Below are 13661 nucleotides of genomic sequence, written 5' to 3' on the forward strand. Positions count from 1 at the left end.
AATTGATAATTATTATCACCTGCACTATTGTGGCTGCCGTTATGATTTCGATAAGAAACAGGTAGAACAATGCAGACCACGGATTCCGCGCTGCTGGCGGAAAATAACCGCGAAGCCGATACCATGACGCGTTATCGTCAGGTGTTACGTCAGCGCCTGATGCTGATTGGCGTACTGGTGCTGGCAATACTGGCGTCAGTGATTCTTGATTTCACGCTTGGCCCGGCTGGGCTCTCCCTCGACACCCTGTGGCAAACGCTCACCCATCCTGATGCGGTGGATGCGGGCACGCGCGTGATCGTCTGGGATATCCGCTTACCTTATGCGTTGATGGCTGTCGTCGTCGGCTTTTCGCTGGGTCTGGCGGGAGCTGAGATGCAAACTATCCTTAATAACCCGTTGGCGAGTCCGTTTACGCTCGGCGTCTCTTCAGCGGCCGCTTTCGGCGCGGCGCTGGCAATTATTCTCGGCATCGGTATTCCCGGTGTGCCAGACCAGTGGTTTATCTCGGCGAACGCCTTTGTGTTTGCGCTGTTTGCCGCACTGATGCTGGATGGCGTGACGCGCTGGACCAAAGTGTCCACTTCAGGCGTGGTGCTGTTCGGCATCGCGCTGGTGTTCACCTTCAACGCGCTGGTCTCGATGATGCAGTTTATCGCCAGTGAAGATACCTTGCAGGGCCTGGTGTTCTGGACCATGGGCAGCCTGGCGCGTGCTTCGTGGGAAAAACTCGGTGTGCTCACGGCGGCTTTCGCCATCCTGATCCCGTTCTCGATGCTAAGCAGCTGGAAACTGACCGCGCTGCGCCTGGGTGAAGATCGTGCGGTGAGTTTCGGCATTGATGTGCGCCGTTTGCGTCTGGCGACGCTACTGCGCATCAGTATTCTCTCCGCGCTGGCGGTGGCTTTTGTCGGGCCGATTGGCTTTATTGGTCTGGTGGCACCGCACATCGCTCGCATGATGTTTGGTGAAGATCACCGCTACTATCTGCCGGCCAGTGCGTTGGTCGGTGCACTGGTGCTGTCACTGGCCTCGGTAGCGTCGAAGAACCTGATTCCAGGCGTGATCATTCCAGTGGGTATCGTCACTTCACTGGTTGGCGTGCCATTCTTCCTGAGTATTATTCTGCGTCATCGGGGGACGGTGTAATGGAACAGGGATTAGGTCTCAGCCATTTCTACGCCGGTTATCCGAAGCGTAAAGTCATTGAAGATCTCAACGTGCCGATGCTGCCACGCGGCAAAATCACCGTACTACTTGGACCTAACGGCTGCGGTAAGTCTACCTTGCTGCGCGCACTGGCGGGCCTGAGCAAAGGGCAGGGCGAACTGTGGTTGAATGGCGAAGAGCTGATGTCACAGCCGTTTGCCCGTCGTGCCCAGCGCGTGGTGTATCTGCCGCAAAGTTTGCCGGCAGGCGTGCATCTGCATGTGCTGGAGTCAATCATCGTGGCGCAACGTGCGTCCGGTGGCTTACACAGCGCATCAAGTGAAACCGAGATTATGCATCTGCTGGAACAGCTGGGCATTGCCCACTTAGCGATGCGTTATCTGGACCAGTTATCGGGTGGGCAGAAACAGCTGGTGGGTCTGGCGCAATCGCTGATTCGCCGTCCGGAACTGCTGCTGCTGGATGAACCGCTGAGTGCGCTCGATCTCAATTACCAGTTCCACGTAATGGATTTAGTACGCCGCGAAACCCGCCTGCGCAATATCGTCACGGTAGTGGTGGTGCATGATATCAACATTGCACTGCGTCATGCCGATCATGCGTTGATGCTGAAAGAGGGCACCTTGCTGGCTGACGGCGAGCCGTCACAGGTAATCACGCCGGACACATTGGCGCAGGTGTATGGCGTACGCGGGCGTATTGAACACTGCTCGCAGGGCATGCCGCAGGTGATGATCGATGGGCTGGTGGCGGAATCGCTGGCTTAAACCTCGCAAAAGACGCTTAAGCTCAACATCAAGAGAGGCTGAGGATGAATGTTGGTGAGGCTTTTAGCCAATCACAGTCAGCCATAGCCAAAAAAGGGCGCACCTGGTGCGCCCTTACTGTCTCCACATCAACTGACGTGAACTACACCAACAGATGCTTCGCGTGGAACCGCAGATGGTCCTCGACAAAGCTGGCGATAAAGAAGTAGCTGTGGTCATAGCCCGGCTGCACGCGCAGCTCCAGCGGAAAACCTTGCTCACGCGCTACCGCTTCGAGGCGATCCGGACGCAGCTGATCGGCGAGGAACTGATCGCTATCACCCTGATCGATCAGAATCGGTAAGCGCTGTTCCACTTCACGCATCAGCAGGCAACTGTCCCACTCGCGCCAGGTCTGGCGATCTTCACCCAGATAGGCGGTGAAAGCTTTTTGTCCCCACGGCACTTCGGTTGGATTGACGATTGGAGCGAACGCGGATGCCGAAGCAAAACGTCCACCCTGACGCAACGCCAATACCAGCGCGCCATGTCCGCCCATTGAATGCCCCATTACCGACTGACGATCGCTCACTTTGAAATTGTCCGCCACCAGGGCCGGCAACTCCTCGCTGAGATAATCGAACATACGATAGTGCGCCGCCCAGGGCTGCTGCGTGGCGTTGAGGTAAAAACCTGCGCCCTGACCGAGATCGTAGCCGCTGTCGTTGGCCACTGCGTCACCGCGCGGGCTGGTGTCCGGCATAATCAGCACCAGGCCCAGCTCAGCGGCAACACGCTGCGCACCGGCTTTGGTGGTGAAGTTCTCGTCGCTACAGGTCAGTCCGGCGAGAAACCATACCACCGGCGGCGGTGTGTCATCCTGCGGTGGCGGCAGGAAAATGCTGAAGGTCATCGGGCAGTTCAGCACCGCCGACTGATGACGCCAGCGCTGCTGCCAGCCGCCGAAGATACGATGTTCTTCCAGCAGTTCCAGAGTGGATGCCATAACGCCTCCTTTTTACTTGTTAAAATGCACAACCGAACGAATGGATTTCCCTTCGTGCATCAGATCAAAGGCTTCGTTAATCTCTTCCAGTGGCATGGTGTGCGTGATGAAATCGTTCAGCGCGAACTTACCGTCCAGATAATCCTGCACGATGCCCGGCAGTTGGGTACGGCCTTTCACGCCACCAAACGCCGAACCGCGCCATACACGACCGGTCACTAACTGGAACGGACGCGTGGAAATCTCTTCACCTGCACCGGCTACGCCGATAATCACTGACTCGCCCCAGCCCTTGTGGCAGCACTCCAGCGCGGAACGCATCACGTTCACGTTACCGATGCACTCAAAGGAGAAGTCTACACCGCCGTCGGTCAGCTCAACGATCACATCCTGAATTGGCTTATCGTAATCTTTCGGGTTGATCAGATCGGTGGCACCCAGTTTGCGCGCCAGATCGAATTTGCTGGTGTTGAGGTCGATACCGATGATGCGACCGGCCTTCGCCATTTTCGCGCCAATGATCGCCGACAAACCAATGCCGCCGAGGCCGAAAATCGCCACGGTATCGCCTTCTTTCACTTTGGCGGTATTCATCACGGCGCCCATGCCGGTGGTCACGCCGCAGCCCAGCAGGCACACTTCTTCCAGAGGCGCTTCTTTGCTGATCACCGCCAGTGAAATTTCCGGTACCACGGTGTACTCAGAGAAAGTTGAAGTCCCCATGTAGTGGAAAATGGGCTTGCCGTCTTTAAAGAAGCGGGTGGTGCCATCTGGCATCAGGCCTTTACCCTGGGTGGAGCGAATCGCCTGACACAGGTTAGTTTTGCCTGACAGACAGAACTTACATTTGCCGCACTCTGGGGTGTAAAGCGGGATCACGTGATCGCCGACCGCCACGCTGGTGACGCCTTCGCCCACCGCTTCCACCACGCCGCCGCCTTCGTGACCGAGGATCGCCGGGAACACGCCTTCCGGATCTTTACCTGACAGAGTGTAAGCATCGGTGTGGCACACGCCGGTGGCGACGATGCGCACTAACACTTCACCTTTTTGCGGTGGCATCAGATCCACTTCTTCGATTTTCAGCGGTTCGCCCGCTGCCCAGGCAACGGCAGCGCGGGTTTTAATCATGTTCATGCAATCCCTCTTCTTCAGATGTCGTGATTTACTTAAAATTAAAAACTCACTCAGCGGTTTGCAGCGGATGCAGCAACTCATCGTTAAGTGGGCGGTCGTCAAACATTTCAATAATCAAATACTTCAGCGCTTCCACGTTGGGCGTGAAGGCATCGCGGCGCCACATCAGCCAGGTGGCGGTATCGCGATAAGCGGGTGGCAATGCATGCTCCTGCACGCGCGCGCGGCCGGGCATCTGCGTCAGGACCGACGCCGGAATCATTGCCACGCCCGCACCGCCTGCCACACACGCCACCATCGCGTGGTAAGACTGAATCTCCATCACGCTTTTCGGTGAGGTCTGGCTTTCGCGATACCAGGACTCCAGTTTGGTGCGATACGAACAGCTGTTACCAAAGGCAAACAGCGTGTCATGCTGCGTGTCGCGGGCGCTGGTAATCGGGTCGTGATCGAGACTGGTGATCAGCACCATCTCCTCGCGAAAGGCGATGCAGCCGTTGAGATCATCATGGGTGGCTGGGCCATCCACCAGCGCGGCCGCCAGCGTACCGGCGCGCACTTTATCGATGATATCGCCCGAGGTGCCCGTCACCAGCGATAGCGCCACATTGGGAAATCGTTGATGATAAGCCGCCAGCAGACCAGGAAGACGGGTCGCGGCGGTGCTCTCCATCGAACCAAAAGCAAAGTTCCCGCCCGGTTCTCCGGCACGGGCCATATTCAGCGCCTCATCGCTCAGGCTAAGGATGCGCTGAGCATAATTGAGGAAATTGTGGCCCATTGGCGACAATCGAATACGCTGCTTCTCACGGATAAACAGGTCGACGCCAATCTCTTCTTCCAACTGGCGCAGACGAGTGGTGAGATTAGAGGGCACGCGATGCAATAGCTCCGCGGCGCGCGCCAGCGAACCGGTTTCGGCCACAGAACAGAACATGCGGAGTTGTACTAAATCCATATTCTCTTTCCGTAAACAACTTGGTTAATATTATTCACTTTTCGTGAGTGTAATCGTCATGCATGCTAATAACAAGTGCTAAAAGAATCTGAACGGGAGTGGGAATGGCGTTTCGTGTCGCGCTGAGCGCGTTTTTAAGTTTAGTGGTTGCGATGGGGATTGGGCGATTTGCTTTCACCCCGCAGGTGCCATTGATGATTCAGGACCATCAGTTAACGCTGACCAGCGCCAGTCTGGTGGCGGCGCTCAACTATCTTGGTTATCTGTGTGGCTCCTTTGATGCCATGCGCGCGCATAAGCGTGTCGAATGGCGGCTGCAGGCTGGCGTGTGGGGCGCGGTGATTCTGACGCTGCTGTCTGCCTGCGTCAGCGGGCCGTGGCTGCACGGTTTGATCCGCTTTGTGATTGGCGGTGCCAGCGGTTGGGCCATGGTGCTGATCGCTGCTTGGAGTAATGAGCAACTGCTGCATCATGGACGGCCAGGCTTGTCGGCGGCGGTGTTTGCCGGACCCGGCACCGGGATTTTCATCAGCGGAATGCTGGCGGTGGCGCTGCATGCCAGCGGGGCCAGCACGGCACTGGGCTGGGCGGCTTATGGTTTGCTGGCGCTGCTGTTCATCGCCGCCATTGCGCGTTTTTTACCGCGCACGGGACAGTTACATCGTCCCGATCAGGCGCCTGCGCCGCTGGTGCTCAACGGTAACCTGAAACGCCTGGTACTGAGCTACAGTCTCGCCGGTTTTGGTTACATTCTGCCCGCAACCTTCTTATCGCAGATGACCGCCGCGCGTTTCCCGGACAGTGCGCTGGCGCAGTTTGTCTGGCCGGTGTTTGGCGGCGCAGCGGTGATCGGCATTGTGCTCGGCATTTTGACGCGGCGCTGGGGCAGCAGCCATCTGCGGCTGGCAGTGGTGCTCTGGGCGCAGGCTTTGGGCGTGATCTCCGCCATTGTCCTGCCAGGGCTGGATGGGCTGTTGATTAGCGCGCTGTTAGTTGGCGGCGGATTCTTATGTGTGGTGCAGCTGACACTGCAATACGGTCGCGAGCTGGCGCCGCATCACGCGCGCTATCTGGCCGGTCTGCTGACCACCGGCTACGCAGTCGGTCAGTTGGGCGGGCCGTTGCTGTCATGGATCTCCAGTTTGCTGTGGCACCGCCTCGATCCTGCCTTGTGGGTAGCGGGTGGTGCACTGATTCTGGCGGGCTTACTGGTATTACGCCGTTCGGCACCATGAAAAGCTTTCATCTCCGATTGGATTGATTGCTGGATTACGCGCGCGTTGTGTTTCACAATACGCGCTCAGAATTTCCCCCGCAGGCGACGATCTGCGGGCGCATCACCTGCCGGAGAAAGAGTACGATGAGCACCTTAAGTCAGGAAGCCGCCCTGGTTCACGAAGCGCTGCTGGCGCGTGGCCTGGAAACGCCGTTACGCGCCCCGGTGCGCGAGATGGATGACGAAACCCGCAAGCGTGAAATCGCCGGTCATATGACCCAAATCATGCAGCTGCTGAATCTGGATCTGGAAGATGACAGCCTGATGGAGACGCCACATCGCATCGCCAAGATGTACGTGGACGAGATCTTCTCAGGCCTCGATTACGCCAACTTCCCGAAAATCACCGTCATCGAAAACAAGATGAAGGTGGATGAGATGGTCACCGTGCGTGATATCACCCTGACCAGCACCTGTGAGCACCACTTCGTGATTATCGACGGTAAAGCCACCGTCGCTTATATCCCGAAAGAGAAGGTGATTGGTCTGTCGAAGATCAACCGCATCGTGCAGTTCTTTGCCCAGCGTCCACAGGTGCAAGAGCGCTTAACCCAGCAAGTGCTGGTGGCGCTGCAAACTTTGCTTGGCACCAACAACGTGGCGGTGTCGATTGATGCGGTGCACTACTGCGTGAAAGCGCGTGGCGTGAAAGATGCCACCAGCGCCACCACCACCACATCACTGGGTGGCCTGTTCAAGTCTAGCCAGAATACGCGCCAGGAGTTCTTACGCGCGGTGCGTCACAGCTAATCCTTTGGGCGGCTTATTGCCGCCCGTTTTCTCTCTCCGTCAGGTCACTCGATGCAACGCTATCTTGCGCTGGATTTCATTCGTGGTTGCGCCATTCTCGGCATTCTGCTGCTCAATATCGTGGGTTTTGGCTTGCCATCGGCTGCCTATCTCAATCCGGCGTGGCAGGGCACTATCTCGCTTTCCGATGCCTGGACCTGGGCGATCATGGATGGCCTGGCGCAACTGAAATTCCTCACGCTGTTTGCGCTGTTGTTCGGTGGTGGCCTGTGTCTGCAGATCCCGCGTGGCAGTCGCTGGATGTCGGCGCGCCTGACGTTGCTGGTGCTGCTGGGTTTTATTCACAGCATCTTCTTCTGGGAAGGGGATATCCTGCTGGATTACGGTCTGACCGGGCTGATTATCTGGCGGATGCTGCGTGAAGTGCCTTCGGACAAAGCTCTGCTGCAAACTGGCGCGTTGCTTTACCTGATCGGTTGCGGCGTACTGCTGGTATTTTGGGGCATTTCCAGCCCGGAACCGGGCCGTTCGTGGCTGCCGGGTGCTGCCGATATCGAGTATGAAAGCTACTGGAAACTGGTCGGCGGCTGGGAAGCGATTCAGAACCGCCTCGACCATCTTTCATCCGGCTTGATGGCGCTGGCCGCGCAGTACGGCTGGCAGCTGGCGGGATTGATGCTGATTGGCGCGGCGTTGATGCGCAGCGGCTGGCTGAAAGGCGAGTTCAGCGTGCAGCACTATCGTCGCTCGGCCGCGCTGCTGCTGACGATCGGCTGGCTGATAGCCATTCCCGGCATTGTGGCGCAATGGTTACTGGACTGGGAGTTTCGCTGGAGCGGCTTCTTACTGCAGGTGCCGCGCGATCTCGCCAGCCCGTTTATCAGTCTCGGCTATGCGGCGCTCTGTTTTGGCTTCTGGCCGCAAATCGGTGCCACACGTTTCAGTTATGCGCTGCAATGCGTTGGCCGCATGGCACTCAGCAACTACCTGTTACAGACGCTGATCTGCACCACGCTGTTCTATCGCTTCAATCTGTTCCTCAAGTTTGATCGCCTGCATCTGCTGGCACTGGTCCCGGCTGTCTGGTTGGTTAACATCCTGTTTTCTGTACTCTGGCTGCGCTTTTTCCCGCAGGGCCCAATGGAGTGGATCTGGCGCAAACTGACACGTCTCGCCGCCGGCAAAACGGAACCTTCCTCCCGCATCAGATAATGATGTTCATCACAAAGGTTGCAGATTTGTATGTAACCGTTTTCATCTGTGTGACGTGATTCACGCAGCTGAATAAAATGCCCTGACAAAATAGCGCCGTTACGCGCTTGTCGCGCATTTTCTCCTCTGTGGAACAGCTGCATGATAACGATTCGAGATGTCGCCCGTCAGGCCGGTGTATCAGTAGCCACCGTGTCGCGTGTGCTCAATAACAGCAGTGCAGTCACCCCTGATACCCGTGAAGCCGTACTCCAGGCGGCGGAATCACTGGGTTATCGCCCGAACGCCAACGCGCAGGCACTGGCCACCCAGGTCAGTGACACTATTGGCGTGGTGGTGATGGACGTATCCGATCCCTTCTTTGGCGCGTTAGTAAAAGCGGTAGATACCGTGGCGCAGCGCGTGCACAAACACGTGTTAATCAGCAATTCATGGCATCAGGAAGAGAAAGAACGTCATGCGATTGAAGTGCTGATCCGTCAACGATGTAACGCTTTAGTGGTCCACGCGAAAACGCTTTCAGACGCTGAACTAACTCAGTTTATGGATCAGGTTCCCGGTATGGTGCTGATTAACCGGACTATTCCCGGGTACGAACATCGTTGCGTCTGCCTGGATAATGTAACGGGATCTCTGATGGCAACGCGCATGTTGTTACAACAGGGACATCAACGCATTGGTTATCTCAGCTCCAGCCACCCGATTGAAGATGTGACGCAACGGCGTGAAGGCTGGCTGCAGGCCTTGTCAGAGCAGGGGATTCGCCCCCAGGAGTCCTGGATTGCCCATGGCGAACCGGACATGCAGGGTGGGGAAGCGGCGATGGTGGAGTTACTGGGCCGTAACCTGCATCTAACCGGCATCTTCTCCTACTGCGACGGTATGGCCGCTGGGGCGCTGACCGCATTGAAAGATAATGGCATTCAGGTGCCACAGCACTTCTCCGTCATCGGCTTTGATGATATTCCCATCTCACGTTACACCGACCCGCAACTCACGACTGTGCGCTATCCTATTGTTTCTATGGCTAAATTGGCCACGGAGTTGGCCTTAAAAGGCGCAGCGGGCGAACTCGATCCCGACGCCACACACTGCTTTATGCCGACCCTGGTACGCCGCCATTCCGTTGCTCAGCGGCAAATTGTGGAGTCGGTCACTAATTCGGGCGATAGCGCTGTGTAACCGTTTCCAATCTGTGATTACATTCACAGTTAATTAACATGGCGCTCACTATGATGGCAGCGTCTTACCGGACTGAAACATCATGTAACGCCGGGTTCTCCTTCTCCGGTCAGGTTTCAGTAGCCGATTGAAATAGTTCACAACACTCTTCAGGAAGCGTTTACGTACAGGGAAGTCAGGATAGCGATGGTGGCCCGGCTTTGCGTTACGCGTCCGCCCCATAAATGAGTTTGAACCGACTGCGCTGGTTGCTTGCAGGCAGCACAGCGCGATGATATGCCCTACATAAAAAACCGGAGATACCATGAATAAGAAGGTTTTCACGCTCACAGCACTGGTTGCCAGCATGATGTTTGGTGCAACTGCGCACGCCGCCGATACCCGCATTGGCGTGACAATTTATAAATACGACGACAACTTTATGTCTATGGTTCGCAAGGACATCGACAGCGAAGCCAAAAAACTGGGCGGCATTCAGTTGCTGATGAATGACTCGCAGAACAGCCAGTCCACCCAGAACGACCAGATTGACGTACTGATGGCCAAAGGCGTGAAAGCGCTGGCAATCAACCTGGTTGACCCTGCTGCTGCGGCAGTGGTGATCGACAAAGCGAAAGCGAATGATGTGCCAGTGGTGTTCTTTAACAAAGAGCCGAATGCCAAAGTACTGGCCAGCTACCCGAAAGCCTACTACGTGGGTACCGACTCTAAAGAGTCAGGCATCATCCAGGCCAAACTGATTGAGAAGCACTGGAAAGCCACCCCAGCCTGGGATCTGAACAAAGATGGTCAGATTCAGTTTGCTCTGCTGAAAGGTGAGCCGGGCCACCCGGATGCTGAAGCACGTACCAAATACGTGATCGAAACCCTGAACACCGATGGTTTCAAAACTCAGCAGCTGGCGATGGATACCGCGATGTGGGACACCGCACAGGCAAAAGACAAAGTTGACGCCTGGCTGTCTGGCCCGAACGGCAACAAAATTGAAGTGATCATCGCGAACAATGATGCGATGGCAATGGGCGCAGTAGAAGCCCTGAAAGCGCACAACAAAACCAGCATTCCTGTGTTTGGTGTGGATGCGCTGCCAGAAGCGCTGGCACTGGTGAAATCCGGTGCGATGGCCGGTACCGTGCTGAACGATGCGGAAAACCAGGCGAAAGCCACCATTGATATCGCGAAGAACCTGGCCGATGGCAAAGAGCCAACCGCCGGTACTAACTTCAAGATGGAAAACAAAATCGTACGTGTTCCTTACGTACCAGTCGATAAAGAAAACCTGTCTCAGTTTGTGAAGTAATACGTACCGGGCGCGGCAGCACGCCGCGCCTTATTGCATCTGACCCACGTTTTATTTAGCCAGGTAAATTATGGCCAGTGAGAATCCGACCGCACAGCGTGAATATCTGCTGGAGATGACGAATGTCTCGAAATCATTTCCAGGGGTGAAAGCCTTAGATAATGTGAATTTGAAAGTGCGGCCGCACTCCGTCCATGCCTTAATGGGCGAAAACGGCGCCGGAAAATCCACATTATTAAAATGCCTGTTTGGTATTTATAAAAAGGATACGGGGAGCATCCTGTTTCAGGGTGAAGAAATTGATTATAAAAGTTCCAAAGAAGCGCTTGAGAATGGCGTTTCAATGGTGCATCAGGAATTAAACCTGGTTTTACAACGCAACGTGATGGATAACATGTGGCTTGGCCGCTATCCACGTAAAGGCGTGTTTGTTGATCAGGATAAAATGTATCGCGATACCAAAGCGATCTTTGACGAATTAGATATTGATATCGATCCACGCGATAAAGTGGCTAATCTGTCTGTTTCGCAAATGCAGATGATTGAAATTGCCAAGGCATTTTCCTATGACGCGAAAATCGTCATCATGGATGAGCCAACATCGTCGCTGACCGAAAAAGAAGTGAATCACTTGTTCACTATTATCCGTAAGCTGAAAGATCGTGGCTGCGGTATTGTGTATATCTCACACAAGATGGAAGAGATTTTCCAACTGTGTGATGAGATTACGATTTTGCGTGATGGACAGTGGATTGCCACCCAGCCGCTGGAAGGGCTGGATATGGACAAGATCATCGCCATGATGGTCGGTCGTTCACTGAACCAGCGTTTCCCGGATAAGACCAACGTGCCGGGCGAAACTATTCTTGAGGTGCGTCATTTAACCTCGCTGCGTCAGCCGTCGATTCGCGATATTTCCTTCGACCTGCGCAAAGGTGAGATTTTAGGCATCGCCGGATTGGTGGGCGCTAAACGTACTGACATCGTTGAGACTTTATTTGGTATTCGCGAGAAGTCAGGCGGTACCATTAAGCTGCACGGTAAAGCGATTAATAACCACAGTGCCAATGAAGCGATTAACCACGGCTTTGCGCTGGTAACGGAAGAGCGTCGTTCAACCGGGATTTATGCTTATCTGGATATTGGTTTTAACTCGCTTATTTCCAATATTAAAAAATACAAATCCAGCATGGGCTTGCTTGATAATAAGCGCATGAAGAGTGATACCCAGTGGGTGATTGATTCAATGCGCGTGAAAACGCCAGGTCATCATACGCAAATTGGTTCGCTTTCCGGTGGTAACCAGCAGAAGGTTATTATTGGTCGCTGGTTATTAACCCAGCCGGAAATTCTGATGCTGGATGAACCGACGCGCGGTATTGACGTTGGTGCTAAGTTCGAAATTTATCAGTTAATTTCTGAGTTGGCGAAGAAAGAGAAGGGCATCATTATTATCTCTTCTGAAATGCCAGAATTGCTGGGAATTACCGATCGTATTTTAGTGATGAGTAATGGCCTGGTAGCGGGCATTGTCGAGACCAAAACGACCTCGCAGAATGAAATCCTGCGTTTAGCGTCATTACACCTTTAATGAAGCAAGGGCTTTAACATGAAAGCGACTACTAAAAAGAATGCGCTAACCTGGTTAAAAGAGGGCGGCATTTACGTTGTCCTGTTGGTACTGCTGGCAATTATTATTTTCCAGGACCCGACGTTTTTAAGTTTGATGAACCTGAGTAACATTCTGACCCAATCTTCAGTGCGTATTATTATTGCACTGGGCGTGGCCGGATTGATCGTGACGCAGGGTACTGACCTGTCAGCCGGGCGCCAGGTCGGTCTGGCCGCGGTGGTTGCGGCGACCTTGCTGCAATCCATGGATAACGCCAATAAGGTGTTCCCGCACCTGGATACCGTACCGATTCCACTGGTTATCCTGACCGTGTGCATTATCGGTGGTGTGATTGGCCTGGTGAACGGCGTGATCATCGCTTATCTGAAAGTGACGCCATTTATCACCACGTTGGGCACCATGATTATCGTTTACGGCATTAACTCGCTGTATTACGACTTTGTTGGCGCATCACCGGTGGCCGGTTTTGACGCGGGCTTCTCGACCTTTGCTCAGGGCTTCTTCCGTTTCGGTGATTTCAAGCTGTCATTCATCACCTTCTACGCGTTTATTGCCATTATTTTTGTCTGGATTCTGTGGAATAAAACGCGCTTCGGTAAGAACATCTTTGCCATCGGCGGTAACCCGGAAGCCGCTCGTGTTTCAGGCGTTAACGTGCCGCTGAACCTGATTCTGGTGTATGCGCTGTCAGGTGTGTTCTACGCCTTCGGCGGGATGCTGGAAGCGGGCCGCATCGGCAGTGCCACCAACAACCTCGGCTTTATGTATGAGCTGGATGCGATTGCGGCCTGTGTGGTCGGCGGCGTGTCATTTGCGGGTGGTGTGGGTACAGTTGCGGGCGTGGTGACCGGTGTGATCATCTTCACCGTTATCAACTACGGTTTGACCTACATCGGCGTGAACCCTTACTGGCAGTACATTATCAAGGGCGGCATTATCATCTTCGCTGTAGCCCTGGATTCACTGAAGTACGCACGTAAAAAATAAGACTGACACACAGCAACACATCACTGCAAAAGGCTGCCATTTTATAAATGGTGGCCTTTTTTATTTGTGCAAACTGCGAAGGGCGAAGGGCGAAGGGCGAAGGGCGAAGGGCGAAGGGCGAAGGGCGGGTGCGGTGTGGGCTCAAAGCACCTCTGCTGCTGCCGGGCAGTCCTCGCGCCGCTGACGCGGTGCCCTCGGCTTACACGTCGTGCCGACGGACCGTTCGGGGATCGACCATCCCTGGTCGGCCCCGAACTGATCCACGCATCCCTGCGTGGATCTCCTGGCCCAACGTAAAAGCCTC

12 protein-coding genes are annotated in these 13661 nt (G+C 54.9%); 9 read left to right on the forward strand and 3 right to left on the reverse strand.

Annotated elements, in window-relative coordinates; all coding sequences use genetic code 11:
• Window positions 1-69 precede the first annotated feature (69 nt).
• Together FD737_RS10785 and FD737_RS10790 are read left to right on the forward strand one after the other, a co-directional pair.
• The gene (locus FD737_RS10785; protein ID WP_034824944.1) at window positions 70-1149 is read left to right on the forward strand and encodes an iron ABC transporter permease; all 1080 of its coding nucleotides are present in this window, start codon (window positions 70-72) and stop codon (window positions 1147-1149) included.
• Window positions 1149-1937 carry an ABC transporter ATP-binding protein gene (locus tag FD737_RS10790; RefSeq protein ID WP_160833480.1) on the forward strand — a complete coding sequence of 263 codons (789 nt, stop codon included), beginning with the start codon at window positions 1149-1151 and terminating at the stop codon, window positions 1935-1937. Before FD737_RS10785 ends, FD737_RS10790 begins: the two co-directional genes overlap by 1 nt.
• Window positions 1938-2079: 142 nt before the next feature.
• On the opposite strand, the gene fghA is transcribed toward FD737_RS10790, so the two are convergent.
• From fghA to FD737_RS10805, 3 genes are read right to left on the reverse strand one after another with little or no spacing between them, the layout of a single operon-like run.
• Window positions 2080-2922: an S-formylglutathione hydrolase gene (gene fghA, locus FD737_RS10795; RefSeq protein WP_160833481.1), complete on the reverse strand. Its 843-nt coding sequence runs from the start codon at window positions 2920-2922 to the stop codon at window positions 2080-2082.
• A 12-nt stretch (window positions 2923-2934) separates the two neighbouring features.
• Window positions 2935-4059, reverse strand: coding sequence for an S-(hydroxymethyl)glutathione dehydrogenase/class III alcohol dehydrogenase (locus FD737_RS10800; protein WP_034824931.1), 1125 nt, complete (start codon window positions 4057-4059; stop codon window positions 2935-2937).
• Window positions 4060-4105: 46 nt separating this feature from the next.
• On the reverse strand, window positions 4106-5017 hold the full coding sequence (locus FD737_RS10805; RefSeq protein ID WP_038645851.1) for a LysR family transcriptional regulator: 912 nt from the start codon (window positions 5015-5017) through the stop codon (window positions 4106-4108).
• Between the two features lie 104 nt (window positions 5018-5121).
• Here FD737_RS10805 and FD737_RS10810 point away from each other — a divergent pair, with 104 nt between their 5' ends.
• The 7 genes from FD737_RS10810 (at window position 5122) to mglC (ending at window position 13357) form a co-directional block, all read left to right on the forward strand.
• Entirely contained in the window at window positions 5122-6252 is a 1131-nt protein-coding gene (locus tag FD737_RS10810; RefSeq protein WP_160833482.1) for a YbfB/YjiJ family MFS transporter, read from the forward strand.
• A gap of 125 nt (window positions 6253-6377) precedes the next feature.
• Window positions 6378-7043, forward strand: a complete 666-nt coding sequence (gene folE / locus FD737_RS10815; RefSeq protein WP_034824925.1) for a GTP cyclohydrolase I FolE — start codon at window positions 6378-6380, stop codon at window positions 7041-7043.
• Between the two features lie 51 nt (window positions 7044-7094).
• Window positions 7095-8255 carry a DUF418 domain-containing protein YeiB gene (gene yeiB / locus FD737_RS10820; protein WP_160833483.1) on the forward strand — a complete coding sequence of 387 codons (1161 nt, stop codon included), beginning with the start codon at window positions 7095-7097 and terminating at the stop codon, window positions 8253-8255.
• Window positions 8256-8396: 141 nt separating this feature from the next.
• A complete protein-coding gene (gene galS / locus FD737_RS10825; RefSeq protein ID WP_097116615.1) occupies window positions 8397-9437 on the forward strand; it encodes an HTH-type transcriptional regulator GalS in 1041 nt (346 codons plus the stop codon).
• 304 nt (window positions 9438-9741) lie between these two features.
• Window positions 9742-10737: a galactose/glucose ABC transporter substrate-binding protein MglB gene (gene mglB / locus FD737_RS10830; RefSeq protein WP_034824919.1), complete on the forward strand. Its 996-nt coding sequence runs from the start codon at window positions 9742-9744 to the stop codon at window positions 10735-10737.
• Window positions 10738-10807: 70 nt separating this feature from the next.
• Window positions 10808-12328, forward strand: a complete 1521-nt coding sequence (gene mglA, locus FD737_RS10835; RefSeq protein ID WP_034824907.1) for a galactose/methyl galactoside ABC transporter ATP-binding protein MglA — start codon at window positions 10808-10810, stop codon at window positions 12326-12328.
• 18 nt (window positions 12329-12346) lie between these two features.
• Window positions 12347-13357, forward strand: coding sequence for a galactose/methyl galactoside ABC transporter permease MglC (mglC, locus tag FD737_RS10840; protein WP_034824905.1), 1011 nt, complete (start codon window positions 12347-12349; stop codon window positions 13355-13357).
• The last annotated feature ends 304 nt before the right edge of the window (window positions 13358-13661 follow it).

This window comes from Pantoea sp. Seng (assembly GCF_009829935.1).
In the GTDB taxonomy this organism is placed as follows: domain Bacteria; phylum Pseudomonadota; class Gammaproteobacteria; order Enterobacterales; family Enterobacteriaceae; genus Pantoea; species Pantoea communis.

Coding starts and splice junctions, on each gene's coding strand:
- mglC (WP_034824905.1), top strand. CDS start 12,347: ATGAAAGCGACTACTAAAAAGAATGCGCTAACCTGGTTAAAAGAGGGC.
- galS (WP_097116615.1), top strand. CDS start 8,397: ATGATAACGATTCGAGATGTCGCCCGTCAGGCCGGTGTATCAGTAGCC.
- FD737_RS10785 (WP_034824944.1), top strand. CDS start 70: ATGCAGACCACGGATTCCGCGCTGCTGGCGGAAAATAACCGCGAAGCC.
- mglB (WP_034824919.1), top strand. CDS start 9,742: ATGAATAAGAAGGTTTTCACGCTCACAGCACTGGTTGCCAGCATGATG.
- FD737_RS10790 (WP_160833480.1), top strand. CDS start 1,149: ATGGAACAGGGATTAGGTCTCAGCCATTTCTACGCCGGTTATCCGAAG.
- FD737_RS10805 (WP_038645851.1), bottom strand. CDS start 5,017: ATGGATTTAGTACAACTCCGCATGTTCTGTTCTGTGGCCGAAACCGGT.
- FD737_RS10810 (WP_160833482.1), top strand. CDS start 5,122: ATGGCGTTTCGTGTCGCGCTGAGCGCGTTTTTAAGTTTAGTGGTTGCG.
- yeiB (WP_160833483.1), top strand. CDS start 7,095: ATGCAACGCTATCTTGCGCTGGATTTCATTCGTGGTTGCGCCATTCTC.
- fghA (WP_160833481.1), bottom strand. CDS start 2,922: ATGGCATCCACTCTGGAACTGCTGGAAGAACATCGTATCTTCGGCGGC.
- mglA (WP_034824907.1), top strand. CDS start 10,808: ATGGCCAGTGAGAATCCGACCGCACAGCGTGAATATCTGCTGGAGATG.
- folE (WP_034824925.1), top strand. CDS start 6,378: ATGAGCACCTTAAGTCAGGAAGCCGCCCTGGTTCACGAAGCGCTGCTG.
- FD737_RS10800 (WP_034824931.1), bottom strand. CDS start 4,059: ATGAACATGATTAAAACCCGCGCTGCCGTTGCCTGGGCAGCGGGCGAA.